This window comes from Nitrospirota bacterium (assembly GCA_035516965.1).
Lineage (GTDB): Bacteria > Nitrospirota > UBA9217 > UBA9217 > UBA9217 > MHEA01.
In genome coordinates this window covers 17,336-43,370 of the sequence record DATIZR010000023.1, presented here as the reverse complement: position 1 = coordinate 43,370, position 26,035 = coordinate 17,336, and the positions used below count along the sequence as shown (strand labels likewise).

Here is a 26,035-nt window from a genome sequence, read left to right as displayed (position 1 = left end):
TTCATCTGCTTGGTTCTATTTCCTGGCGACAAACACGAAATAGCGAGGGATCCGCCTCCGGGTCATGGGGAGAACTGCCGCGGTTTCTACCGTGTCTCGTATCCGGCGACGAAAGAGGCGGGATAGAAGCTGTACGCGAAAGATCGCGGGATAGGAGTGCTGTCCGAACTGCTGAATATCCCCGAAGCCGGCATCCTTTAATTCCCCGATGAATTCCTGCTCAACATACTCATATTTATGATATTTATTCCGGATCTTTTCGGGTCTTTTCATGGGAGACGTTATCGCCTTGTTCGGCGTGGAGATGATCAGAATGCCGTGCCGGTTCAGCATTGCGCTCAGATTCTTTAAAAACAGGCGCCTGTCGTCGAGGTGCTCCAGCGTTTCAAAGCTGACGATGAGGTCGAATTTCCCGTGGAGAAAGTGCTCCGCGTCAGCGACCTGGAACGTGATTGATCCGCTCTCATACTTGTTTTTCGCGAAGTCCACGGCTTCGGAAGAAACATCCACGCCCGTCACACATGACGCGCCGGCGTCGCCTAATATCTTGCTGCCGTAGCCGGAACCGCAGGCAATATCCAGGACCGATTTCCCCTTTGCGTATCCCGATGCGAACCGGTAGCGCTGGATGTGCTCAGCCTCGAGCAGGCCGGCCTCAGGACCAGGTACGAATCGTTCCCCCGTGAATTCCATGATCTCCTGATCACTTCCCTTTCCGCTGAAAGTGCAGAATTATAAACTAGTTGTCTTCAAATTGTCCATAGAAAAGCATTACGAGGCGCGTGTATGGCTTGCAAGGTTAGCAGAGAGGTACAGGCTGATTCCGGAGATCAATGGATTTTATCGGGGAACTCAACTGATGGGTTCATCGTCACTCAGCTTCCCGATGCGCCGATATTCCGTCCCCGCATGATAGGAACTTCTGACCCGAGGTCCTGATGCAACGTGCCGGAATCCGATGTTCAAAGCGAGCTGCCGAAGCTCCCCGAATTCATCGGCATGATAGTAGTGTTCGACCCGTAGATGGTGTCTGCCCGGCCGGAGGTATTGTCCCAAGGTGAGGATTGAGCAGCCAACTGCTCGAAGATCATGCAGCGTGGCGACGAGTTCCTCCCTCCCCTCCCCGAGCCCGAGCATCAGCCCGCTCTTTGTTATGGCTCCACAGGCAGCGGCTTGTTGAAGAAGGGAAAGGGACCGGCGATAGTCCGCTTGCGGCCGGACTCGCGAATAGAGGGACGGGATTGTTTCAAGATTGTGGTTCAGAACGTCGGGAAGCGCTGCAAGAACTGTCTGGAGAGCCGTATGAGAGCCTTGAAAATCCGGAACCAGCACCTCGATCCCGCAGCCGGGAACCCTTGTCCGCACTGCCCTGATCGTTGCGGCAAAAACGCCCGCCCCGCCGTCCGGCAAATCGTCCCTGGTGACCGAAGTGATGACGGCATAGGTGAGGCCGAGGTCCGCGATTGCCTCGGCAATGCGCCGGGGCTCGTCGTGGTCTGTGTTTCCCGGAATGCCTTTCGGCACACTGCAGAATCCGCAGGAGCGGGAACAGATGTCCCCAAGGATCATGAATGTCGCTGTACCCGCATTCCAGCACTCGGTCTGGTTCGGGCACGAGGCGCTTCTGCAGACGGTATGCAGATTACGGGAGTCGACGGCGTTTCGGATTCTGTTCGACTTTTGTGTGGTGGAAAGACGTATGCGGAACCACGCCGGAAGCCGTTCTTGTTCTTCGCGGGACGGCACTGCTTAGCTCTTTGTACCGTCCAGCGCGGCGTCGATGACCTGGTCGATCGTGTCTACGAAGACGAAGTTCATCTCCTTCCGGAGGTCCTCCGGCACGTCCTGGATGTCGTTTTTGTTCTGTGCCGGCAGGATCACGGTCTTGATCCCCGCCCGCTTTGCCGCGAGCACCTTCTCCTTCACACCCCCGATCGGCATGACCTTTCCCCGGAGCGTGATCTCGCCGGTCATAGCGAGGTCATGCTTTGCAATCTTCCCGGTCAGCATCGAAATGATGGCCGTGGTCATGGTAACGCCGGCCGAGGGGCCATCCTTGGGAATAGCGCCCGCTGGAACGTGGATATGGATGTCTGTTTTCTCGTAAAAGTCCTTGTGGATGCCGAGTTTTTCCGCCTGCGAGCGGACGTAGGACAGGGCCGCCTGTGCTGATTCTTTCATGACATCGCCCAGTTGGCCGGTGAGCGTCAGCTGCTTGTTCCCCGGCATCATGGTCGCTTCGATGAACAGGATGTCCCCTCCCGTCGGCGTCCAGGCAAGGCCGGTAACGACCCCCGGGCGATCGATGCGGATCGCGGTTTCCGCGAAGAACCGGGGATTCCCGAGGTAATCATGGAGATCCTCGGCCTTGACCGTGACCGGAGCCGGCTTGTCCTCCGCCACGCTCTTTGCAACCTTGCGGCACACGTTTGCGATCTCCCGCTCCAGGTTCCTGACGCCTGCCTCGCGCGTGTAGTCCTTGATGATGGCCCGGACCGTGTCATCGTCGATCACAATCTCATCGTCTTTGAGAGCGTTCGCCCTGATCTCCTTCGGGATCAGGTACTTTTTGGCGATGTTCAGCTTCTCATGCTCTGTGTACCCGGGCAGGTGCAGCACTTCCATCCGGTCCAGCAGCGGCGGCGGTATCGTGTCAAGCTGGTTTGCCGTGGTAATGAACATTACCTGGGAAAGGTCGAAGGGCACATCGAGATAGTTGTCCCGAAAATCCTTGTTCTGCTCGGGGTCGAGCACTTCGAGCAGCGCCGAGGACGGGTCGCCCCGCCAGTCCGCGCCCACCTTGTCCACTTCGTCGAGCATTATCACCGGATCCTTTGTTTCGATGCGCTTGATCGCCTGGATGATCCGGCCGGGCATCGCGCCGATGTACGTCCGGCGGTGGCCGCGGATCTCCGCTTCGTCATGGAGCCCTCCCAGAGACATGCGCATGAACTTCCGGTCGAGGGCCCGCGCGATGGACTGACCGAGCGAGGTCTTGCCGACTCCCGGCGGCCCGACAAAACAGAGTATCGGCTCCCGGATCTTGCCGCCGTCCTGGGCCCCCCGCTCCTGCCCCAGCTTCTTGACTGCAAGGTATTCCAGGACGCGGTCCTTCACCTTTTCAAGGTCGTAATGGTCCGTATCCAGCGTGGTCTTCGCCTTTCCGATGTCTATGGGAGACGCCGAGGTCTTGTTCCAGGGAAGGCTGGTGATCCATTCCAGATAGGTGCGGATGACCGAATACTCGGGAGAAGCGGCGTTCAGCTTCTCCATCCGGGAAAGCTCGCGTTTCGCCTCTTTTTCCGCTTCCGGCGGTAGCTTTGCCGATTCGATCTTCTCCCTCAGGGCCTTGCTCTCCGATCCCTCGTCGGACTCCTCGCCGAGTTCCTTCCGGATTGCCGAGAGCTGCTGCCTGAGGAGGTACTCTCGCTCCGCTTTCTGCATTTGGTCCCGCGCCTGGCCCTGGATCTTCCTGCCCAGTTCAAGAACTTCGACCTCGCGGTTCAGATGCTGCATGAGCTTCGTCAGCTTGTCGAAGACGTTCTCGTTCTCGAGGAGTTCCTGGCGCTGAGGCAGGTCCATCCTGATGTTCGTGGCAATGAGGTACACGAGCTGGCGGGGGTCTTCGATGTTCGTGGCGGCTGCCGAGAGCTCTTCGGGCATGTTGGGCATAAGGCTCACCATTTTCTGGAAGAGCTCCGCCACGCCGCGCATCAGCCCTTCCATTTGCACCGATTTCTCGGCGCGGTCCGGAATTGCCTTGATGCCGGCCTTGATATAGGGATTGGTCTGCACGAACTGGTCGATGCTGATCCGCTCAAGCCCCTGCACGAGCACGCGCAGCGTCCCGTCAGGCGCCTTGACCATCTGCAGAATGCGCGCCATGGTGCCGATCGTGTAAATGTCGGTGATGCCGGAGACCTCGGTGTCCGCTTTTCGCTGTGCCGTCAACGCCAGGGTCTTGTCGCCGACCGTCACATCGTTGATCAGCTTGATGGATTTCTCCTTGCCGATAACGAGCGGGTAGACCGTGAGCGGGTAAACAACCGTATCTTTCAGCGGCAGGAGAGGAAGTTCCGGGGGCACCACCGGTATTTTTTCAGTTTCTGCATCCGTCATTTCCATGACTGTGCTCCTGACTTGTTTTTTGAACAACTTCTTGAGAAATCCCAATAAACGCACCTTCGTTCCCGTCTCAGTCGAGCTTGGTAAGGGAAATCCTCAGTAATCCATTGTTATACTCCGCTTTGACCTTCGACGTATCGACCGGAAACGGGACATGCACTTCGGACCGGAACTCTCCGTATTTGATACCCAGTTGGTGGTATGCATTCACTTTGGTAACCGAGGGCTGATGCCGTATACCGTCGACGACCAGGAGGTCGCTGAAAAGTGTTACCGACATGTCGTCCTCGGTAACGCCGGCAAGCTCCATGACGACAACCAACTCGTCCCGCGTTTCAAACACATCGGTCGCCGGCCGCCAGACTATTCTTGACGGGTGAGACCAGGCGCCGAAGGAGTCCCAGGTTCCGTGGAAAACCGTCTCAGACCCGCTCCGCCTCGAATACTTATAGGCTATGTACTTGTATCGCAATCAGGACGCCTCCTTTCAAAAGGCGTTGTCAAACCAGCGGTGATTCGTGAGCTGTCAGGTCAGTAACAGGAAAGAGGATGCCGCTGGTTTTATTGTAGCGCTTTCTGAAATAAAAAGAATCAAGAAATACTGAAACCGATAGAACCATAACAAAGAAGAGCTTCAATGTCAAGGTGATAGCTTATTCACTCTTCAGACTGGCGCGGGCATCGGTAATTGCTACATCGCATGCGCAGAATTAATGCTTTCTGCGCTTATTGAGCCGTTGGCCTAACTTCTTTATTGCTGAAAATCACCTCGACAATGGTGATGTTATTTGCTATAGTTATGCAGGAATTAGCATTCCTTATGGATGGGCCTTGCCGTATCTCTATGCATACATCTCATCATCTCCTGAATACGGGATGAATCCACTCACGCGAATGCAGTCCAGGCGGGTTTATTCCGCTTTTCGGGACTCTTGCCAGTCAGCAATCAGGATAGATCATAATTACAAAAAAAGGAGGCAATTCAATGGGGGTATCAAGGCGGGAATTCATGAAGATCTCGGGCAGTTCTGTTCTGCTCGGGTCCCTCGGCATCAACCTCGATCCGGCGAAGGCATATGCCCAGGGCCTGAGGATCAACGGCGCGACCAAGACGAACACCATCTGTCCCTACTGTTCCGTCGGCTGCGGCATCATCGTCCACACGAAGGACGGCAAGGTGATCAACACCGAAGGAGATCCTGACCATCCCATCAACGAAGGCACCCTCTGTTCAAAAGGCGCATCGCTCTACCAGATCATCAACAATCCCACCAGGCTGACAAAGCCGAAATACCGCGCGCCGGGCGCCGCTGAATGGAAGGAAGTCGAGTGGGATTGGGCGCTCGATGAGATCGCCAAGCGTGTCAAATCAACACGAGACAAGTCCTTCAAGCTCACTTCGAAATCAAAGGTCAAGGAAAAAGCCGCAGACGGGACTGAAAATGAGGCGGAAAAAGATTTCGTAGTGAACAGGACCGACGCCATTGCTCACGTGGGAAGCGCTGCCTTGGACAACGAAGAATGTTATATGCTCCAAAAACTGATGAGGTCATGGGGTCTGGTATATATAGAACACCAGGCGCGCATTTGACACTCCGCCACTGTAGCGGCTCTGGGAGAGTCGTTCGGACGCGGTGCAATGACCAATCACTGGATCGATATTCGCAATGCTGATGTAATTCTCGTCATGGGGAGCAATCCCGCCTCAAACCACCCTATTTCCATGAAATGGGTCATGAAGGCAAAGGAGCGGGGGGCAAAGCTGGTCGTCGTCGACCCCCGTTTTACGCAGACCGCTGCAAAGGCTGACCTGTACGCGCCTATGCGCTCGGGCTCTGACATCGCCTTCCTGGGCGGCATGATCAAGTACATCTTGGACAACAACCTCGACTTCAAGGAATACGTGCTCAAGTATACCAATGCCTCCTTCCTGGTCAACGCGGATTACAAGGGGCCCGGAGACTTGGACGGTCTGTTCTCGGGCTATGATGCGAAGACCAGGAAGTACGATAAGAAGACGTGGTCCTTCCAGATGGACGAGGCAGGGATTCCGAAGAAGGACCTTGCCCTCAAGGACCCGCATTGCGTATACCAGCTTTTAAAGAAGCATTACTCCCGCTACAACCTGGATAAGGTCTCGAACATTACGGGGACGCCAAAGGAAAAACTGGTCGAGGTCTACAAACTCTACGCTTCGACCGGCAAGCCGAACCGGGTGGGTACCGAGTTGTACGCCATGGGATGGACCCAGCACACGGTGGGCACCCAGAACATCCGGGCCATGACCATCATACAGCTCCTGCTGGGCAACATGGGCATGGCGGGCGGCGGGATCAATGCTCTCCGCGGAGAGTCGAACGTGCAGGGCTCCACGGACCACGGCCTCCTGTTCCATATCCTGCCCGGCTATCTGCCCATGCCGACCGCCTCGCTGGCGACCTTGCCGGCATACATCGAGAAATACACACCTAAGACCAAGGAACCGAAGAGCGTCAACTGGTGGTCCAACCGCGGCAAGTACATCACCAGCTATCTCAAGGCGATCTACGGGTCCAAGGCCCAGAAGGACAACGACTTCGGCTACGCCTGGCTCCCGAAGCCGGATGAAGGCATGAACGCCTCCTGGCTCAACCTGTTCTACAAGATGTACCAGGGCAAGTTCGAGGGTTTCTTCGCCTGGGGCCAGAACCCGGCCTGCTCAACGCCTGCAGCGAAGTATGTGCGTGAGGCTCTGGGCAAGACGAAATGGATGGTGACTGTCAATCTCTTCGACAACGAGACGGCTTCCTTCTGGAAGGGCCCAGGGATGAATCCCAAGGACATCCAGACCGAAGTTTTCCTGCTCCCCGCCTGCTCCTCGGTCGAGAAGGAAGGCAGCCTTGCGAACTCGGGCCGCTGGACCCAGTGGCGCTACAAGGCCATCGACCCCATCGGCCAGTCCAAGCCCGACTCGGACATCATGAACGAACTCTATTTCCGGGTCAAGACCCTGTACCAGAAACAGGGTGGAAAGTTCCCGGAACCGATTGTGAACCTGACCTGGAACTACGGGGAAAAGGACACGAACGGGAAGGTCAAGGAGGTCAACGTCCACAACGTGGCAAAGGAGATCAACGGCTATTACCTTGAAGATGTATACGATAAGAGCCAGAGCCCTCCAAAGCTCCTGGGCAAGAAGGGAGATCTCTGCGCGACCTTCGTCCATCTCCAGGCCGACGGCACTACCTCCTCGGGCAACTGGATTTACTCCCAGAGCTATACCCAGAAGGAAGGCAAGATCATCAACATGATGGCGCGGCGGGGCAAGAACGACCCGACCGGGCTCGGCATGTATCCTGAGTGGTCCTGGGCCTGGCCGGTCAACCGGAGGATCATCTACAACCGGGCAGCAGTGGACCCGCTGGGCAAGCCATGGGACGCAAAACGCGTGGTTATCAAGTGGGACCCGGTCAAACCTGACCCGAACACGAAAAAACCGGGAGTATGGGTTGGGGACGTACCGGACGGGCCTGCTCCGCCTCTGGCAACGGAAAAAGGCAAGCTCCCCTTCATCATGCGAGCCGATGGCGTGGGGGCCATATTCGGCCCGGGATTAAACGACGGACCCTTCCCCGAGCACTATGAATCTCTCGAGTGCCCGCTCGAGGATAATCTCATGAACAAGCAGCGCATCAATCCGGCTGTCAGCCTCAAGATCCAGGAGGAGCTCGGCGTCGATCTTGCGAAGTACTACTCCTGCGACACGCGGTATCCCTTCGTCGCCACGACCTATCGCGTCTCCGAACACTGGCAGACCGGCGTCATGACGCGTCATGCTGGCTGGCAGCTCGAAATGCAACCCCAGATGTTCGTGGAAATGAGCAAGGAGCTGGCAAAAGAAAAGAACATCAGCAACGGTGAAAAGGTTACTGTCAAGTCCGCTCGCGGCGAACTCTGGGCCATTGCGTTAGTGACCGACCGGTTTCAGCCCTTCAAGGTGGGCGGGTCCACGGTCCACCAGGTCGGTATTCCCTGGCATTTCGGCTGGCAGTTCCCTGAAGACGGCAGCGGCGGCGACAGCGCCAATCTGTTGACGCCCTTCGTCGGTGACGCGAACACCATGATTCCCGAATCCAAGGCCTTTATGGTCAATGTCGTGAAGGCATAGGGGGAGATGATAATGCCAAATACAACCGAAAACAGAAAAGCGCTGCTCATATCTCCGGAGCTCTGCATAGGGTGCCGCGGCTGCCAGACAGCCTGCAAAAACTGGAACCAGCTCCCGGGCGAGCGGACGAAAAACTCCGGCTCGTATCAGAACCCTCCGGACATAGACTCCGTCGCCTACAATATTATACGCTATAGCGAAGTACCGTCCGAAGCCAATCCAGTCCGGTGGCTTTTCGTGAGCCGCCGCTGCATGCACTGCGGCGATGCGGGCTGCATGAAGATATGCCCGGCACCGGGCGCCCTCTACCGTACCAAGGAAGGCGCCGTGGCTTTTGACAAGGACAAGTGCATCGGGTGCAAGCTCTGCGTGGCCGGCTGTCCCTTTGACGTCCCCCGGTATGACAGAAGCAGCAAGGTGTCCAAGTGCAACCTCTGTGCAGACCGGATCGCTGAAGGACTTTCCCCTGCCTGTGCCAAGACCTGCCCCACGGGAGCCATCAAGTACGGAGACCGGACCAGCCTGATCGAAGGTGCGAAAAAGGCGGGTTACAGCAAGGTCTATGGAGAGGCGGACCTTGCCGGTCTCGGTACGCTGTACGCATTCAAGGACGCGCCTAGGATCTACGGCATGAACGAGAACCCGGCGATCCCCGAAAGCGTCATCTTCTGGCACAACGTGCTGAAGCCCCTGGCGGTGATCGGTCTGGGCGGAGCTGTTGCCGCGTCACTCCTGCACTATATCGCGGTGGGTCCTCACAAGGATGAGGAGGTGAAGAAAAATGACTGAGATGATAAGAAAAGCGAGCGTAGCAGAGATCATTAACCACTGGGTCCTTGCGGCGAGTTGCCTTCTCCTGATCATAACCGGGTACGGGTTTCTGTTCCAACTCAAGCCGGTCTATGCCCTGTTCGGGAGCAACTATACCATGAAGGTGGTGCACAACTGGACCGGCGTTGTCTTCACGATCTCGCTCTTCGGAACCCTGTTCAACTACCTCGGCGAGTCGCTGGACCTGAGCATCGACGACTGGAACTGGATCAAGGTGGGCGGCGGGTATCTGACCAAGGGACACGTGAACGTACCGCCCATGGGAAAGATCAACACCGGTCAGAAGCTCTACTACTTCGCGATTTTGGCCGGAGGATTGGGGATCATTGCATCAGGGCTCGCCATCTGGCTCATGCCCGGCATGAAGATGCTGATCCTCATCTCGCATCTCGTGCATAACCTGTCATTCGTTCTGTTCGTGGTAGCAGTTCCGATACATGCCTATCTGGGGTCATTCGCGAATCCCGGGCTGATCAAGATCATGATCGACGGCATGGTTCCTCTCGAGGTAGCAAAAAAACGGTATCCGAAATGGATGAAGGAGATCGGGAAACAGTAGAATAATCCCTCTTCCCTCCCCTGAACACGTGAATCGAGAAGTTGATCAGTAAGTGGAAAACCCCCGTCTTTGCATCAAAGACGGGGGTTTTTTCGGGATTCCGTAGTTATTGCCGGACGTATGCTTGACATGAGCAAAAAAAACCCTCAGACCATATTCTTAGGTTCCCTTTTTTTATCTTTCCTCATCCTTGCGGCCGCATCCGGTATTTCCCGGGGGCATGCGGCGGAGAGCCGGAGGATTCATGAAGCGCGCGTTATCGCCGTAAACGACGGAGATACGGTAACGATCAATATGGATAGCAGGGAGCATCGGTGCAGGCTTATCGGCATCGATGCTCCCGAGATGGGACAGGAACCCTGGGGAGAGCGCTCCCGAGAGCATCTCCGGAAAATAGTGAAGGACGGGCAATGGCGGGTATTTGTGGAGACGGACATCGTAAAACGCGATAAATACGAGCGCCTGCTTGTCTATCTCTGGACCGAAGACGGGATGATGATCAATGAGCGGATGATCCTTGAAGGGGATGCCGTGCTGTTTACAATCCAGCCGAACAGCAAATATGCGGACCGGTTCAGGAAAGCCCAGCGCGTCGCGCGCGAGAAGAGGCTCGGCATCTGGGCATCGGACGGGTTAAAGGAACGGCCGCTGGATTACCGGAAGAAACATCCCAGGGAATAGAATTTTTGCTGGATCGTTGCGCTCTTTACCCCTTTACACACGCGAGAGGCCTGACTCGCGCAACTTTTACCGCCAGGTTGGCGGAATGGGCCGCCTCGACGACCTCGGTCACGTCCTTGTAGGATTCCGGAGCTTCCTCGGCAATGCCCGAATAGGAGTGACCCCTGAGCATGATGCCCCGCCCTTCCAGCTCTTTCACGATCTCCCTGCCGTGCCACTGCTTCTTTGCCTGGGTGCGGGACATGGCCCTTCCCGCGCCGTGGCAGGCGGACCCGAATGCCAGATTCATCCCCTCCTTCGTTCCGGCCAGGATATAAGAGGACGTGCCCATGGTGCCTCCGATCAAAACCGGCTGGCCTACATCCTTGTATTCCTGAGGCAGGTCCATCTCGCCGGGTCCGAAGGCTCGCGTGGCTCCCTTGCGGTGCACGTACAGCCGCTTCTTTTTCCCGTTCACGATATGGGTCTCCACCTTGCACGTGTTATGACTGATGTCGTAGAGCATCGTGATGCGTCCTTCGGGAAAGACCTCGGTGTATATCTCCCGTACGAGGTGCGTGATGATCTGGCGGTTGGCAAGGGCGCAGTTGATGCCTGCCGACATGGCGCCGAAATACGTTTGCCCTTCCGGTGAAGATATCGGCGCGGACACCAATTCGCGGTCCCTGATATTGATCTTATACTTCTGGATGGCGTAGGCAAGGTTCCTGAGCGCATCCGTTCCGATCTGGTGGCCGAGACCTCGTGAACCGCAATGGACCGAGATCACGACGTCATCGATGTTCAAGCCCATGGCCTGCGCAGCCTTAGCGTTATAGATCTCGTCCACAACCTGCACCTCGAGGTAATGATTGCCCGACCCGAGGGTCCCCATCTCACGGTGCTGCCGTGTTTTCGCCGTTTCGGAAACGTTGGCAGGCTCAGCGCCGTCGATTCTTCCCCCCTCTTCAATGTACTGCAGATCGTCCTTGACGCCATATCCTTTTTTCACGGCCCATTCTGCTCCGCCCACGAGCATTTCATCGATCTGGCCGGACGAGAGTTTGATCAGTCCTTCTGAGCCGACACCGGCCGGCACGCGGTTGAAGAACTGGTCGACCAGCGTCTTGAGCCTTGGCATGACGTCCATCCTGGTCATCCCGGTCTTCATGGTACGCACGCCACAGGAGATGTCGAAGCCTACGCCGCCCATCGAGATGACGCCGCCCTCCTCCGGGTCGAATGCAGCCACACCACCGATCGGGAACCCGTATCCCCAGTGGGCGTCAGGCATGGCCATTGATGCGGTCTGGATGCCGGGCAGCATTGCCACGTTCATCACCTGCTCGCGGACTTTTTCGACCATCTCCCGGACCAGTTTCTCGCTCGCGAAAATCCTTCCGGGAACATGCATGCCTCCCTGCATCGGTATCTCCCAGAGATGGTCGTTTATTTGGATCAGGGTTTTGATATCCATAATGGCCCCCAGAAGACAGGTATCAGGCAGCGGGGAAACCAGAAGGAACCGGTCCTATCTCCGACTGCCGTGCTCTGTCCTCTGATTATCATACATCCACGACACACTGCGCCGTGTAACCATTGTCTCCGGCTGCAACGCTCAACAGGTGATACGTTGCTCCCTTGACCTCGACGCCGGGTTCATGACGGGTCTTGTCCAGATTCTCGCCCCAGGCGATGCCGCGCAGCGTCAAGTCCTGTATCGTTACCTCGAAGGTCGAAAAAACCATCCGCTCGATGTCCGAAAGCGAAAGCAGCGCGTTCAGCCATTCCACCAGAAGCAGTTCAACGTCAGGAGCAGATACGGTAATGATCCTTTGTTCTTTAGGGACGATCCTGCCGACGTTCACCATCACGGAATACAGGGCTCGGGCGGTGTTTTCGAAAGCCTCCTCAAGAGTGCGGCCGGACCCGCGGATGCCGATGTCCGCCTCGTGTTCGAAGGTTTCATAGGGTAAGAATGTCATAGACAGTAAAGGTCACGGGCAGGAAGCCCGTTTTGGCCGCAAGATACGTATTCACGGTTCAGCCCCACGCCCCATCGATCACTGATCCGCAATATGAGCATTTCCCATCTACAATCCTGTTCTCCTGCACGTTGAATCCGGTCCGCTTCACGATCGTTTTCGTGCAATGCCAGCAGCGGGTGTCCTCGCCGTCACCCGGCACATTGCCCATATAGACGTACCGCAGCCCCGCGTCGATGCCGATCTGCCTCGCCCGGTGCAGGGTTTCCACGGGCGTCACCGGCTGATCGAGCAGCTTGTAGGTCGGGTGAAAGCGCGAGACGTGCCAGGGGATATCCTCCCCCACCGATTTGATGAATTCCGCGATCCCTCTAAGCTCTGCTTCTGAATCATTGTGTCCCGGGATAACCAGGGTCGTGATCTCGATCCAGATGCCAAGCTTTTTGTACAGCGTGATCGCGTCCAGCACGGGCTGCAGCCGGGCACCGCATATTTTTTTATAGAAGTTGTCCGTAAAACCCTTCAGATCGATATTCGCCGCATGAAGAACAGGAGCGAGGGTCTTCAGCGCTTCCGGGGTGATATACCCGTTGGTAACGAAGACGTTCTTGAGACCGCTCTCCGCTGCCAGCAGCGAGGTATCATAGGCGATCTCAAAATAGATCGTAGGCTCTGTGTACGTATACGAGATGCTTGCGCATCGATACGCCCGGGCAGAATCGATCATGGCGCGGGGTAGAATGGGCTGTCCCGGCAGATCTCCCTGCCGTTCGTGGGGCAGCTGGGAGATGTCCGCATTCTGGCAGTGGAGGCAGCGGAAGTTGCATCCGGGCGCGGCTATTGAGTAGGAAAGGCTCCCGGGAAGGAAATGGAACAGGGGTTTCTTTTCGATAGGGTCGATGTTCTGGGCGATGATCTTGTCGTAGACGAGGCTGTAGAGGATGCCGTCGCGGTTTTCACGAACCGCACAGATGCCGCGCTTCCCGTCGGGAATCAGACAACGGTGACTGCACAGGCCGCAAAGAACCTTGCCACCCTCTTTTTTCTCCTGGAACATGGCCTGTTTCACTGATCGGCTCCTGAACTGCGCCGGCAAAGAGAGCAGAAATACGACCTGTCCGCAAGGGAACTGCCCGCGCTTCCTGAAGGAACCCTGACGTGTTGCGGAGAATCTTACAGGGCATCCTGCCTCATCCTCTCTCCCTTCAGCTTGTGCTCCACAGCTTCGGCCTGGATCCTTGTCTTGCAGGAGGAGCAGATGATATCAGGAGAGCTTCTTCCGCAGACCAGACAGTGCCGTTCCGGTCCCGCCTGGACCCCTTCGGCCTGGAAGATCATTTCAAGGAACTCGCTCTCCGTCACATGACCATCCATGTGCAGGTTCACGCCGAAAATCGTCTTCGGAAGGGTCTTGATCGAGAATTTTTTTATCAGCTCAGGAAAATCACTGGCAATGACGATGTCCGTGGTGACGAGGTCGTTTTCGAGTGCGAGGCCGATGGCTGTTTCAGCCACGGGTCTGCACTGAACGCAATCGGTTTCCACGAAGACCTGCATGTGGACGTCCTTCTCAAGATGGGCCAGCGCCCGGCCTATGTTTTCGGGGAACCAGACCCTGCTTTCAGAGACTCCTATGATTACATCGACAAGAATCCTGAGGAACACGTCCTGAACAAGACCATAGAACGTTACCCGGCGGCCGTTGCCCGCCTGCACGACGGTCGCCGGGACCTGTTTAACCCCGTACTGTTCGGCCTTGTCCCGGTCCATGACCTGGTCGTACACCTCGAGCGCAAGTTTCGGTGCCCGCGCCTTGATGGCGCGTACCATGTTCAGCGCCTCGGGGCAGGTCTCGCATCCGGCATCTTTTGTGAAGAGGATCAAGCGGACCGGGCTTTTCAGGCGGGACAGAGCAATCTGCATCTGGTCAAGCAGGTTCATGTCGATCATGGTCTCTTCTCCTTTTATGGCTACCATTATAACAGATTTTGAGGCAAATACGGCTGAAAACGAAGGAACTGCAAGAAAATGCTTGACCCTTGCCGTCGAATTGTTATAATGACGCCAGCGTTAAAAAACTCTCGGGGGAGGGGAAAAACATGACACGCATTGTGGTTCTGCTTATCTGTTTATTCTGTTTGTTGGTGCCGGCGGCCGCATTCGCAGAAAAAGTCGGCGGCGGAGACATCACCTTCACACCCAAGAATGCCAGCCCGGTTGTTTTCAGCCATGAGAAGCATGTGAGTGATAAAGGCCTTAAGTGCACCGGTTGCCACTACGCAATTTTCCAGATGCAGCAGGGGTCGTACAAGATGGACATGTCAAAGCTCAACAAGGGGGACTTCTGCGGCAAGTGCCACAACGGACAGAAATCATTCGATGTCAAGGACCAGAAGAACTGCAACCGGTGCCATAAGTGAGCGAATCTCCTCATGAGGCGATGATGAAGAAAATCTTCAGTACGTTGTTTTTCGTTGCAGTCGTTCCCGCCCTTGCATTCTCCCAGGCGGCCATCGTCAAGGGGGATATTACCTTTACGCTCAAGAACGCCGCGTCCGTCACCTTCAGCCATGACTACCACATAAAGACGAGGGGCGTGAAATGCTCGGCCTGCCATTTCCAGACCTTCGCCACATCCGGGGAAAGTTATCAGATGAAGCGCGAAAAGCTGACGAAGCGGGACTTTTGCGAGAATTGCCACAACGGAATGAAAGGGTTCGACGCCAGGTCGGAAAAGAACTGCAACCGGTGTCACAAACAATAAATAGGAGGCCCCGATGAGAAGGGCGTTTTCCGCCTGTCTTGTTGTTGCTCTTGTTCTGCTGCCCCTGTTCGTCCAGGGAAAAGTCGGTGGTGGTGATGTGGAGTACAAGCCGAAGGGCGCCGGACATGTGTTGTTCCAGCATGAGTACCATGTGAACCTGAAGGGTGCGAAGTGCAACAACTGTCACTACAAGCCCTTCTCGATGTCGGGGGGCGGCTCCTACAAGATGGACATGAAAATGCTCACCAAGGGTGACTTCTGCGGTCTCTGCCATGACGGGAAAAAGGCGTTTGACCTCAAGTCCCCGAGGAACTGCAAGCGGTGTCACAGGGAGTAACTGCTCGATGACGGGGATTTCCCGGATCGAATGCGAACCCCGTCGAGGGAAAAGAGAAGGTCAGGCCTTATGCCTGACCTTTTTTATTTCATCATCCGACCTTATCCGACCTTTCCCGGATCAAGGTATCTCCAGCAGGACCTTCGCTACCTCTTCTGGCCTTACGACCATCATATCGTGTCCTGCATCGATCGGGACCGGCTCAACGCCCAACCGTGCGGCAAAACCTCCTGCAAGCTCCGGCGGCAGGGCCTTATCCCGCAATCCCATGATGTACGTCCTGGGGATGGTCAGACCGTGAAAACGCTTGAGGGGTACCTTCTCAAAGAACACAGCAAGCGGCTGAGGGGTAAGCTGTTTGAGATAAAATTCCCGGTCCTCACCCGTCTGGTCCGTGAAGTAATTGGGCCGGAGAACGTCAATCGGCCCGAAAACCTCCATCGCCTTCCCTTCCAGCTTCCGGATCGTTTCCTGGCGCTCTGTCGTCAGCAGGTCGACCAATGCATCCCCATCCCGGGGGACCACTGCCGCAAGATAGACAAGGTGACGGATCCGGTCAGGCAACTCCTCGGCAACCTTGCTGATAACGATGCCCGACATGCTGTGGCCGACGAGGATCAGATCGCGAAGGTCATTCTTCCTGATGTACGCGAGAACGTCGGCGACATAGGTGCTCATGGTCACCCCCCGGCGGTCGCCGGACCGTTTTCCATGACCGGGCAGATCATAGGCAATGACGATCGCACCGCTCTTTTCCATGAGCGGCCTGATTCTGTCCCAGAGCCAGGCGCCCCGCATGGCGCCGTGCAGAAAGAAATATGTTTTCATGGTTCCTCTCTCAACGGGTAATGATCGCCGCCGGATGCTGAAGGCTGTCGGTTCAGCGCGTCCCGGACGCGGACCTTTCAGTCTCGACGACGCCTGAACGGCATGCATCCCGTGCTCACGCTATCTGCCGGACAGCGCGCAACGGTACCAGAGAACACTGACGCATTGACCGAAAAAACCTCCCACGGTGTCGATGCCGACATCGACAAGGGAACCGGTTCTGGTCGGTAGAAGGGACTGGTGATACTCATCGCCGGCTGCATACACCACGACAATGAAAAGAGAAAAAGATGTCCAGCGCCAGAGCCGCGGTTCGCAGGAGCCCGACCGGAATGCGCGAAACAACACCACGCCCAGAAACATATATTCCGTCACGTGCGCCAGCTTGCGTATGGCTGTGTGGATCAGGTCGATGTCTTCCGGTGAGAGCGAAGGCGCAAGAAGACGCAGGAGAGGGTCAAGGAACGAGGAGGTATTCTGCGAGGAGAACGTTTCCGTTGACATCCAATATATGAACATCATCATGAGAACAACGGGCAGCCAGTATTTGATGTATTTCGTGATGTTCATGCTCACCTGTGGAAAGAGAACAGCGACTTTGGGAAGCGCTGCCGCAGCCGAGAGCAACATGGTCTGCAGAACGCGGGTGACGTCCCGGAGGGACAGCGTATGCTACTGCTCCCCGATCCGGTACTTCTTCAGCTTGTACCTCAGCACCCGCTCGCTGATGCCGAGCCTCCCTGCCGCCCTGGTCTGGACGCCTCCCGAATCTTTCAGCGCTTCGATGATGAGGCCCCGCTCGATGGTATCAAGGGTGTCGTTCAGCGAGCCCTTTAGCTCCTGTTTCGGCGGCCTCTCTTCTCCGGCTGCGTTGCGGACAGGGATCGGCAGGTCGGAAGCGGTAATGACACCGCGCTTGGAAAGGACCACGGCGCGCTCGATGATGTTTTCGAGCTCACGGACATTGCCGGGATAGGTGTAGCGCATCAGCTGATCGCGGGCCTCGGCGGAGATCCCCGAGATCTGCTTCCCGTTCTCCTCGCCGTATTTTTTGATGAAATGGTCAACGAGGCCGGGGATGTCTTCCTTCCGCTCCCGGAGCGGCGGAATGACGATGGAAACGACGTTCAGTCGGTAATACAGGTCTTCCCGGAACCGTTCTTCGCGGATCGCCTTCTCGACATCCCGGTTCGTTGCAGCGATGATGCGAACATCGACCTTGATGGTGTCATTTCCGCCGACCCGCTCGAAGGCGTGCTCCTGGAGCACCCGGAGGAGCTTGACCTGCATGGCAGGCGTCAACTCCCCGATCTCATCCAGGAACAATGTCCCCCGGTCGGCCGCTTCGAATCTCCCGATCCGCCGTGCTGTCGCACCGGTGAAGGACCCCTTCTCATGGCCGAACAACTCGCTTTCGAGCAGCGTTTCGGGCAGTGCCGCGCAGTTCACCTTCACCAGCGGAAAGTTCGCCCGGGGGCTGTTGTAGTGGATCGCTTTCGCCACGAGTTCCTTGCCTGTTCCGCTCTCCCCCCGGAGCAGGACCGTGGCATTGCTGCCGGCCACCCTCCCCGCGAGGTTCAGCGCCTCTTCCATGGCGCTGCTCGTACCCACGATCTCATCGAATTTATACCGCTCGATGAGCCGCTCCTTGAGCTCCGTGTTCTCCCGGATCAGGCTCTGCCGCTCCGAGATCCTCTCGATCAAAACCACGAGCTGGTCCAGATCGACGGGCTTGGGAAGATAGTCGTAGGCACCCGCCTTGATGGCCTTGACCGCGGTCTCGATGGTGCCGTACGATGTCATGATGATCACGGCCATCTCCGGATTGATCTTGCGGACCTGATCGGACGATTGAAGAGCATCCACACCCGGGATGTTGCAGTCCGTGAGAAAAACATCGAACCGCTCGCGCCGTATCGCATCCAGGGCTTCGTCAGGCGACCCCACACCCAGAACATCGTACCCGCCGGCGGACAGATGATCGAGGATCCGCGCCCGTTCGCCTGCTTCATCATCCATGATCAATACGCGTGCATCCTGCATTGCGCTACTCCCGGCAGCGGGTCTTGCCGCCGCTCATCTCGTCCGCGAGATCCAGAAGTATTCCCTCCCGGAGCCCCCAGTCGCTCACCAGCGCCTTCTTGAAGCCGAAATGCCGCATGATCTCCTCCATCACCAGAGCGCCGGCCAGGATGATGTCCTCGCGGCCGCGTTCCAGGCCGGGAATGCTCCGACGCTCGCTGATCGTGCTTCTGCCGAGCTGCAGGACCAGAGCGGAGATCGCTTCCCGGGTCAGCGCCCAACGGTGAATCCGGACGGGATCATATGCGTCGAGCCGCAGATCCATTGCAGCCAGCGTCGTGACCGTGCCTGCAGTCCCCACAAGAAGCCTCCCGGAAGCCACTGTGTCAAGAGCGGGAAGTGCATTCAGCCCCTTCTGGATCCACTGTCTGAGCCTCTCCAGCTCTTCCGGGAACGCCGGATCATGCTTGAAGAACCGTTCCGTGAGATAGACCGCGCCCAGCGGCAGGCTGGCCTCGTTCGTCTTCCCGTTGCGGTCCCGGGTTATGATCTCGGTGCTCCCTCCGCCGATATCAACTATCATGGCCTCGTCGAGACCGGCGTCGGGCACGCCCCTGAGTGCGGCGAAGACCCCGAGTACCGTGAGTCGTGCTTCCTCTTCGCCGGTTATCACCTGTACCGCGATCCCGGTCCTTTCCCGGACTTCGGCGATGAAGGGACCTGCGTTTTCGGCCTGCCTGAGCGCGCTCGTGCCGACGGCCCGGACCGCCGTAACGCCGAACTCGTCGATACGCTTCCGGAAGCCGGCAAGCGCCGCGAGGGAACGTTGGCGGGCCTCGGGTGACAGCAAGCCGGTCCCGTCGAGTTTTTCACCCAGCCTGGTGATCCTTCTGTCGGAATGGATTTCGCGGATTGAGCCGGAGATGGCCTCTGCGATGAGAAGGCGGAGGGTGTTGGTTCCGATGTCGATCCCCGCAAGGATCATCAGATGAGCATGTCCCTGAACAGCTTGCCGTAGGCCTTTACGCGCATCGCGAGCAGTTTCGCGATCGTGTGCACGAGCCGGGCCGCGGTCCGGGGATCAAGGTCCATGAGCGCCTGGAAATCCGCGCGGGAGAGCACCAGGAGCTCGACGACCGTCTCGGAACGCGCGGAGACCATCCGGCTCTCCTCCTGCAGCAGGGCGAGCTCACCAAAGAACTCGCCCGGACCGAGCAGCAGCAGCGATTTTTCCTCGCCCTCACCTGCCATGATCGAGATCCTGACGTTGCCGCTTTTGATCACATAGAGGGACTCGGACGGCATTTTTTCAGCGAAGATGGTCGTATTCGGCCGTATCTGGCGTTCCTGGAACAGCCCCGCCGCGAGATCAATTTCTTCCCTGCTGCTGCCTTTGAACAGCACCGTTTTTTGAAGCAGTTCAAGATTGTCCATAGTGAGAGAGCGTCCCCCGATCGATCGAACGCCTAGTGCCCAGTATAGGCCGGCAACTTTTCCTTGTCAAGAAATTGTGCGGTACTTTGCCGGCCTTCCTGCCGGCGAGACCGCGGCAGCCATGCATCACCGCTCCCGGTCAAGCGCCTGACGCACGATTGTGAGCAGCTCGTGGGGCACGATCGGCTTGGGTAAAAAATGCAGGTTCTCCGCGAGGATCCCTTTTTTGTCGATGATGTCGGCCGTATACCCGCTCATGAACACCGCCTTGATATCCGGGTCGACGTTCTTGACCGTATCGTACACTTCCTTCCCGTTCTTTTTCGGCATGATCACATCAAGGAGGAGCAGGTGAATCTTTGACTGATGACGGCTGATTACGGCAAGTGCGTCCTGACCGTCGACGGTTTCAATGACCTGGTAGCCGTTTCCCCGGAGTACGAGCCTGATCAGCGTGCGAACATCAGGGTCGTCTTCGGCGACCAGAATGGTCTCCGATCCGCCCCGCGGCAGCGGGAGAGGCTGCTTCTCGGCAAGGGAGCCGGAGCCTTCGATCAGCGGAAGATAAAGGCTGAACCGGGTTCCCTTACCGGACTCGCTCTGCAGGGTCACAAATCCGGCATGCTGCTGGATGATGCCATACACGATGGACAGGCCCAGACCGGTCCCCTTTCCCGTTTCCTTGGTCGTAAAGAACGGTTCGAAGATCTTTTCCCTGATCCGTTCATCGATTCCCATGCCCGTGTCCGAGACGGCGATGAGCGCGTACGGTCCCGGCTTTCCGCCTGCCGCCGCGGCCGGGGTTTCGGAGACCCCTGTTTTCGAAATCCCGATGGTAACGCGGCCGCCGTTCGGCATCGCATCGCGGGCATTGGTGCAGAGATTGATCAGGACCTGTTCGATATTCCCGCTGTCGGCCAGCACTATGACGTCATTCGCTTCGAAACTCGTACGCAGCTCGATGTGTTCACCAATGAGCGTCGCGAGCAGCTTCTCGATGCCGGCAACGATGACGTTCAGGTTGACGGGCTTGGGGCTGATCACTTGCTTCCGGCTGAATGCGAGCAGGCTGCGGGTCAGATTCGCTGCGCGGTCGGCCGAGGAGATGATATGCTCCGCGTGGTGGGCGAGCGGGCTGTCTTCGGCCAGGTCGAACACGAGCAGGTTCGCATATCCCATGATTGCCGTCAGGATGTTATTGAAGTCATGGGCGATGCCGCCGGCAAGCTGGCCGATGGCCTCCATTTTCTGGGACTGCACCAGCTGCTGCTCCAGCCGCCGCTTTTCCGTCACGTCATGAAAGGCGCCCCGGTAGGTCCAGCCTGGGCCCGGCGCCTCGCGGACGATCGAGGCAGTGACCAGTACCGTCAGCCTTTCGCCATCGCTCCTGCGCAGAGTGACCTCGTGGTCCTTGACGAGGCCCTGCCTGAGCAGCATGCTCTGGAGGATCGTATGCTGCTCAGGCTGGTCAAACAAATCCCGGGCCGGATCCAGGGCCTGGAGGGCGTCAGCCGACGCGTACCCGAACAGGTCGGCGCCTGCGCGGTTGATGTCCAGGAATTTCCCGTCCTGAGAGCAGATGAAGATGACGTCCTTGGACTCCTCGAAAATGACGCGGTATTTTCGTTCTGATTCCTTGAGGGCCTGCTCGGTACGTTCCCGGACCGCCATTTCCTGCTGCATACGGTCGAGCGCGACGGTCAGCTCGGCAGTATGGCGCTCCACCTTGTCATGGGACGCCTGCAACTGGACCAGCATTTGATTGAATGCGCCTGCCAGATCGGAGACTTCGTCATTGCTGCGAATGTCGATCAGACGGTCCAGCTTTCCTTCCGCGATATCGCGTGTCGCCTGGTTCAGGTCATTGATCGGTGCAATGATCCGGCGGGTGACCAGGATCGTCACGATGACGCCGGCAATGATGATCAGGGACGTGAAGATCGCGATCGATACAATGATATGCCGGAGCCTGCTTCGAAGCGCTTCCTGCGATACGCCGAGGTGAATAGAGCCGATCACGCCCGGCCCGGCATCTGGCGCGGCCCGTGTGACGGCGGGACCATTGCTGTCCTGAGTGACGACGGGCGCCACTATGTTCACGTAGTGCTTGCCGTCCTCCCTGTTGTAAAAGGGCTGATAACGGATCAGCCGCGCTTCCCGTCCGCCCTCTACCCGGGGCATTGCAGGGATATGGATGGGAAAGTCCTCGGCTGTTTTATAGAGCAATACCCGCTCATCTGCGTTCAGGATGAAGATGTAAGCAATGGAGGGATCGGTGCTGACCAGGTTGATGATCTGGCGCAGTGCAGCTTTGTCCTCGGTGGAAATGCCCTGCGCGCTGTTCTGGGCGATCATGAGGGCAAGGGAGCGGCCATGGTCGAGCAACAGCTCGTAGTCATTCTTCTGCTCATCCCGGATGGCATATACGCCGATGACGAACGCTGTTGTCAGGACGAGCGCGCTGGTCAACACAATGAGCTTGGTTCCCAGGTTGAGCCGCCTGTTCCCTCTGGTTTGCAATCAGTTCTCCTTTGCCGGGACCGCCATGATCGATCGTCGCGCCGAAAGAGTGACAAGGCCTTTTTTTGCTCCCCGGGGCTTCTTTACATGCCTGGCAAGGGTGTAGGTCACCGATACCTTCCCTGACGACCTGCCCTTGCTGTAGAACGCAGCAAGGGACGCCGCCCGCGTGAGGACATCCGGCGGCAACGGGTCCTTCCGGGGATTCCTGATCACCACGTGAGACCCGGGAAGCCCTTCTGCATGGAGCCAGATATCGTCCGGCATGGCCAGTCTGGTCGTGAGCTGGTCGTTGCCGGCAGCGCTTTTCCCGATTAGGATCTCCCATCCTTCGAAGACAACCCGGCGAAACGGCACTGCCGGCGCCCCCGGACGTTTTCGCTGCTGTCCTCCGCGGGGAGTCCCGCCGAACCCCTGTTCCGCAAGCCGCGACCGTACCGGGGCAAGGTCCTGCTCCGTCTTGGCCTGCTCGGCTTCATCACAAAGCTCACGCAGCAATGCCGCCTCGTCCCTGGTGGCCCGGAGCCGGGAATCAATGATCTTCTGCGCAGCTTTTGCCTTCTTGTACCGCTTAAAGTACTGCTCCGCGTTTGCGATCGGGGATCGCTCCGGATTCAGTGTTATCCGGACCAACTGTCCGTCAAGACCGGCCAGTTCCGCCTCGTACATCCCCGTTTTGAGCGCGTGCAGGTTCGCCAGGATCAGGTCCCCCGCTTCTTTATGCCCCTCAGCGTTACGGGCAGCCGCGTCGTCCTGCAGGAGAGCCTCGAGCCTCCGTGCCGTTTTCCGCTGCTGTTTTTTTATCGCTGATACAAGCAGCGATCGGGCGTCTGCGAGCCGCTTCAGCCCGAGGACATGATCATAATGGAGCTCGGCCATGCGGTTCGCCTGCCCTTCCTCTCCCGGCTGTGCGGCATCCCCCGGCAGATCGGGAGATCCCCCTTTGCCCGGCTGCGATACCTTCTTCTCCGGGAATACGTACCGGGCTCCGGGAACGAGCAACCGGACTGATTGGTTCGAGAGGGAGGTCTGGTAATAGGTTGCCAGGACGGCGCCGGTCTCATCGGTCACGATCAGATTCGATGAAGGCCCCATGAGTTCGAACAGAAGCACATGGACCCTGCCCTGTCGTGAGAAACGGATGGCGGCAATGCGGTCCCGGTTCAGAAGGGCTGCGCTCACGACGCGGCCCGCTGTGATCCGGCTTTTGAGGAACTGTGAGAACGGATGCTGCACGGGAGCGGCAGGCGGCTTCCTCGTCACAAGGTGAAGGCGCGGCTGGGAACGGTTCGGCGAAAGGATCAGCAGGAACGTCCTGGCGTTTCCGCGAAGAACAAGGACGATCTCTTTTCCCTCGCTGTCGTATACGCGCTGAACACGGGCTCCCGGCAGGAGACCGGAGAGTTCATCTATGACTGTCGACAGCAGTTGAAAGTCCACGCCCGATTTGCTCCGCTTCCGACCCGCACCGCGTTCATGGAATGTTCAGCATCTTATGGACCTGCGGGATGATCCGTACGTCTCCGATGACCCGCAGAGCCGCAACCTGAAAATGGAGGAGCTGGCAGCCATGAGGCGTCGATGCCCCGTCCGCGGGCTGGATGACCAGCGTACCGGATGGATCATGGTCGGCGAGGAGGCGGGCCGCTGTCAGAATATCCTGCTCATCGGTGTCCCGCGTAACCACCGCCTTGCCGAACAGGGATTTTCCCCGGCAGGCGGCAAGGAACTTTTTGTGCTCCTCCCAGAACGGCCGGAGGCCGGTAGCGGAGGGCAGTTTGAAGTCCATGCTCACCGTGTCGACCAGGTCCCGGAGGCCGGCCATGGCTTCGTGGCAGATGCCGTTCGTTTCGAGATAAACGAGACACCGCGGTCTCATCCCGGGAAGCCACACACCCAGAAATGCCTGCTGAAGAAGAGGCTCGCCGCCGGTCAGGCTGATCACGGGCCGGGCAAAACCAGGCGGGATCAGCCGGGAGCATAACTGGGTGAGCTTCTGGCAGGTCATATCTGCCGGCAATTCTTCGTGGTCGAGGGAGGCGCTGTCCCGCTGCACGCGGCAGAAGGAGGTCTGGCCGTGGATCGCAGATTCATCCCTACCGGGCGTGTCGCAGTACTGACAGGCGATGTTGCAGCCTCCAAAACGGACGAAGATCTGGCGTTGGCCGACCCAGGGACCTTCTCCCTGAATTGATGAGAATATTTCGATCACCGGTGCCGTAAGCATAGGCAATAATACCGGACTGAATCGGGAATTACAAGAACTGAGCGTTTCCTGTCAGGGCAAAATAGTCGTCCGAGGCGCGTGAAGACGTTAAAGACGGGGTCCATAAATCCGATATATGGGTAAGTAGAGACGCAGCTTGCGATTTTCTTTGTCTTGACAAAAAAATATAAATCAGGTAACTTAGGTATCAGGTTGGAGGACGAATGGTTCGGAAAATTCCTTTTATTATTCTTGCAGTTACCTTTTCAATTTTGGCGACGTTCCAGGCTGTTCGGGCTGAACAGCAGGCATCCGCGTCGCCCCTGCCCGCTCAGGCCATTCCGTCACAGTTGAAGCCCCCTTCGGAAGACGTGGCACAGCTCGACGAGGTCATAGAAGATAACATCGACATCAAGCCCTATCACATACCGATGGTCCTGAACGACAGCGTAGAGAACCATCTTGAGTACTTCAAAACCCGGGGCCACGAGGTGTTCCAGCGGTGGCTCGACCGTTCCGCACGGTACATACCGATCATGAAGGACATCTTCCGGGAAAAGAACCTTCCCGAAGACCTTGTGTATGTTGCCATGATTGAGAGCGGGTTCAACCCCTATGCGGTCTCCTGGGCGAAGGCGGTCGGACCGTGGCAGTTCATGCCGGCAACGGGAAAGCTGTACGGCCTCAGGATCGACTGGTGGGTAGACGAACGCAAAGATCCGATCAAGTCCACGCAGGCTGCTGCAGAGCACCTCAAGGACCTGCATAACCTGTTCGGTTCCTGGCCACTCGCCCTGGCCTCTTACAATGCAGGAGCCGGCAAGGTCCAGCGAGCCGTTCTCAGGACGAGGTCCGAGGATTTCTGGGACCTGAAGGCATCCCGATATATCAGGAAAGAAACGAAGAACTACGTGCCCAAATATATGGCTGCCACGATCATAGCCAAGAACCCGGAAGCCTACGGGTTCACGGTCTCATCCTTCGATCCGTTCAAGTACGACGAGACGGTGATCGAGGACAGCACTGACCTGAGGCTTATCGCAAAATGCGCGAATTGCACCTACGAAGAGATCAAGGAGCTGAACCCGGAGCTTCGGCGGTGGATCACGCCTCCGCAGGCGGACCGGTACACGCTCCGGCTCCCCTCGGGCAGGAAAGAGATCTTCCTGGCAAATTATGCGGCAATACCGCCGGAACAGAAGATCAAGTGGGAGCGCCATGAAGTAAAGCGCGGCGAAACGCTGGCAGCCCTGGCGAAAGAGTACAACACCTCACCGGAGGCCATCTGCGATATCAACGGGCTCAAGAAGAAACGCATAACGCCGGGCAAGCACATCCTGATCCCCCGGGATATCAACGCGAAGTCGCAGGAGTTGGGCTTTTTGACACCGGGGCAGTCAATGAGGCAGCAGCAGATCCTGTACCGGGTACGAAGCGGTGAAACGCTCTCCCGGATCGCCAAGAAGCACAATGTGACCGTCGCGGATATCCGGGAGTGGAACAAGGGCATTGGCAGCACGGTGCGGGCGGGCCAGAAGATCAAGCTCGTCGTGGATGTGGACCAGATCTAGGCGGTCAAAGCATTGCAACTTCAGGAAAGCCGAGGGCGGGGAGCAT

Annotated in this window: 24 protein-coding genes; 8 read left to right on the top strand and 16 right to left on the bottom strand. The window is 57.5% G+C overall.

Annotated features, from left to right (window positions below):
- Window positions 1-15 precede the first annotated feature (15 nt).
- The 4 genes from VL197_02650 to VL197_02635 all read right to left on the bottom strand — a co-directional run bounded on the left by VL197_02650 (window position 16) and on the right by VL197_02635 (window position 4,597).
- Window positions 16-693, bottom strand: a complete 678-nt coding sequence (locus VL197_02650; protein ID HUJ16868.1) for a class I SAM-dependent methyltransferase — start codon at window positions 691-693, stop codon at window positions 16-18.
- Window positions 694-852: 159 nt separating this feature from the next.
- Complete coding sequence (lipA, locus tag VL197_02645; GenBank protein ID HUJ16867.1) at window positions 853-1,746, bottom strand: lipoyl synthase; 894 nt, start codon at window positions 1,744-1,746, stop codon at window positions 853-855.
- Window positions 1,747-1,749: 3 nt separating this feature from the next.
- Window positions 1,750-4,125, bottom strand: a complete 2,376-nt coding sequence (gene lon, locus VL197_02640) for an endopeptidase La (protein HUJ16866.1) — start codon at window positions 4,123-4,125, stop codon at window positions 1,750-1,752.
- Window positions 4,126-4,195: 70 nt separating this feature from the next.
- Window positions 4,196-4,597 (bottom strand): Hsp20/alpha crystallin family protein, encoded by a 402-nt coding sequence (locus tag VL197_02635; protein ID HUJ16865.1) that lies wholly within the window; start codon window positions 4,595-4,597, stop codon window positions 4,196-4,198.
- Between the two features lie 513 nt (window positions 4,598-5,110).
- Here VL197_02635 and fdnG point away from each other — a divergent pair.
- The 4 genes from fdnG (at window position 5,111) to VL197_02615 (ending at window position 10,343) form a co-directional block, all read left to right on the top strand.
- Window positions 5,111-8,272, top strand: a complete 3,162-nt coding sequence (gene fdnG, locus VL197_02630) for a formate dehydrogenase-N subunit alpha (GenBank protein ID HUJ16864.1) — start codon at window positions 5,111-5,113, stop codon at window positions 8,270-8,272.
- A 12-nt stretch (window positions 8,273-8,284) separates the two neighbouring features.
- A complete protein-coding gene (locus VL197_02625) occupies window positions 8,285-9,061 on the top strand; it encodes a 4Fe-4S dicluster domain-containing protein (GenBank protein ID HUJ16863.1) in 777 nt (258 codons plus the stop codon).
- Window positions 9,054-9,662, top strand: a complete 609-nt coding sequence (locus tag VL197_02620) for a cytochrome b/b6 domain-containing protein (protein HUJ16862.1) — start codon at window positions 9,054-9,056, stop codon at window positions 9,660-9,662. Before VL197_02625 ends, VL197_02620 begins: the two co-directional genes overlap by 8 nt.
- A gap of 129 nt (window positions 9,663-9,791) precedes the next feature.
- On the top strand, window positions 9,792-10,343 hold the full coding sequence (locus VL197_02615) for a thermonuclease family protein (protein ID HUJ16861.1): 552 nt from the start codon (window positions 9,792-9,794) through the stop codon (window positions 10,341-10,343).
- A gap of 25 nt (window positions 10,344-10,368) precedes the next feature.
- On the opposite strand, the gene VL197_02610 is transcribed toward VL197_02615, so the two are convergent.
- The 4 genes from VL197_02610 to VL197_02595 all read right to left on the bottom strand — a co-directional run bounded on the left by VL197_02610 (window position 10,369) and on the right by VL197_02595 (window position 14,257).
- Entirely contained in the window at window positions 10,369-11,799 is a 1,431-nt protein-coding gene (locus VL197_02610) for an RtcB family protein (GenBank protein HUJ16860.1), read from the bottom strand.
- A gap of 88 nt (window positions 11,800-11,887) precedes the next feature.
- Window positions 11,888-12,307 (bottom strand): archease, encoded by a 420-nt coding sequence (locus tag VL197_02605; GenBank protein HUJ16859.1) that lies wholly within the window; start codon window positions 12,305-12,307, stop codon window positions 11,888-11,890.
- A 58-nt stretch (window positions 12,308-12,365) separates the two neighbouring features.
- Window positions 12,366-13,376 carry an AmmeMemoRadiSam system radical SAM enzyme gene (amrS, locus tag VL197_02600; GenBank protein ID HUJ16858.1) on the bottom strand — a complete coding sequence of 337 codons (1,011 nt, stop codon included), beginning with the start codon at window positions 13,374-13,376 and terminating at the stop codon, window positions 12,366-12,368.
- A gap of 104 nt (window positions 13,377-13,480) precedes the next feature.
- On the bottom strand, window positions 13,481-14,257 hold the full coding sequence (locus tag VL197_02595; GenBank protein HUJ16857.1) for a thioredoxin family protein: 777 nt from the start codon (window positions 14,255-14,257) through the stop codon (window positions 13,481-13,483).
- Window positions 14,258-14,406: 149 nt separating this feature from the next.
- Between VL197_02595 and VL197_02590 the strand changes: the two genes are divergently transcribed.
- The 3 genes from VL197_02590 to VL197_02580 are packed head-to-tail and all read left to right on the top strand — an operon-like array spanning window position 14,407 to window position 15,408.
- On the top strand, window positions 14,407-14,727 hold the full coding sequence (locus tag VL197_02590; GenBank protein HUJ16856.1) for a cytochrome c3 family protein: 321 nt from the start codon (window positions 14,407-14,409) through the stop codon (window positions 14,725-14,727).
- Window positions 14,728-14,747: 20 nt separating this feature from the next.
- Window positions 14,748-15,071, top strand: coding sequence for a c(7)-type cytochrome triheme domain-containing protein (locus VL197_02585; GenBank protein ID HUJ16855.1), 324 nt, complete (start codon window positions 14,748-14,750; stop codon window positions 15,069-15,071).
- Window positions 15,072-15,084: 13 nt separating this feature from the next.
- Entirely contained in the window at window positions 15,085-15,408 is a 324-nt protein-coding gene (locus tag VL197_02580) for a c(7)-type cytochrome triheme domain-containing protein (GenBank protein HUJ16854.1), read from the top strand.
- 120 nt (window positions 15,409-15,528) lie between these two features.
- Here the strand turns inward: VL197_02580 and VL197_02575 are convergent, their stop codons facing one another.
- From VL197_02575 to VL197_02540, 8 genes are all read right to left on the bottom strand, one after another.
- A complete protein-coding gene (locus tag VL197_02575) occupies window positions 15,529-16,236 on the bottom strand; it encodes an alpha/beta hydrolase (GenBank protein ID HUJ16853.1) in 708 nt (235 codons plus the stop codon).
- 120 nt (window positions 16,237-16,356) lie between these two features.
- Window positions 16,357-16,806 (bottom strand): VanZ family protein, encoded by a 450-nt coding sequence (locus tag VL197_02570; GenBank protein ID HUJ16852.1) that lies wholly within the window; start codon window positions 16,804-16,806, stop codon window positions 16,357-16,359.
- 102 nt (window positions 16,807-16,908) lie between these two features.
- Window positions 16,909-18,255 carry a sigma-54 dependent transcriptional regulator gene (locus VL197_02565; GenBank protein ID HUJ16851.1) on the bottom strand — a complete coding sequence of 449 codons (1,347 nt, stop codon included), beginning with the start codon at window positions 18,253-18,255 and terminating at the stop codon, window positions 16,909-16,911.
- 28 nt (window positions 18,256-18,283) lie between these two features.
- The gene (locus VL197_02560; protein ID HUJ16850.1) at window positions 18,284-19,243 is read right to left on the bottom strand and encodes a Ppx/GppA phosphatase family protein; all 960 of its coding nucleotides are present in this window, start codon (window positions 19,241-19,243) and stop codon (window positions 18,284-18,286) included.
- Window positions 19,243-19,692 carry a cyclic nucleotide-binding domain-containing protein gene (locus tag VL197_02555; protein ID HUJ16849.1) on the bottom strand — a complete coding sequence of 150 codons (450 nt, stop codon included), beginning with the start codon at window positions 19,690-19,692 and terminating at the stop codon, window positions 19,243-19,245. Before VL197_02555 ends, VL197_02560 begins: the two co-directional genes overlap by 1 nt.
- Window positions 19,693-19,818: 126 nt before the next feature.
- Window positions 19,819-22,212, bottom strand: a complete 2,394-nt coding sequence (locus VL197_02550; protein HUJ16848.1) for an ATP-binding protein — start codon at window positions 22,210-22,212, stop codon at window positions 19,819-19,821.
- A complete protein-coding gene (locus VL197_02545) occupies window positions 22,213-23,652 on the bottom strand; it encodes an NFACT family protein (GenBank protein ID HUJ16847.1) in 1,440 nt (479 codons plus the stop codon). It lies immediately after the preceding gene.
- 34 nt (window positions 23,653-23,686) lie between these two features.
- On the bottom strand, window positions 23,687-24,439 hold the full coding sequence (locus VL197_02540; GenBank protein HUJ16846.1) for a 7-carboxy-7-deazaguanine synthase QueE: 753 nt from the start codon (window positions 24,437-24,439) through the stop codon (window positions 23,687-23,689).
- A 203-nt stretch (window positions 24,440-24,642) separates the two neighbouring features.
- Between VL197_02540 and VL197_02535 the strand changes: the two genes are divergently transcribed.
- A complete protein-coding gene (locus VL197_02535) occupies window positions 24,643-25,989 on the top strand; it encodes a LysM peptidoglycan-binding domain-containing protein (GenBank protein ID HUJ16845.1) in 1,347 nt (448 codons plus the stop codon).
- Window positions 25,990-26,035: the final 46 nt, after the last annotated feature.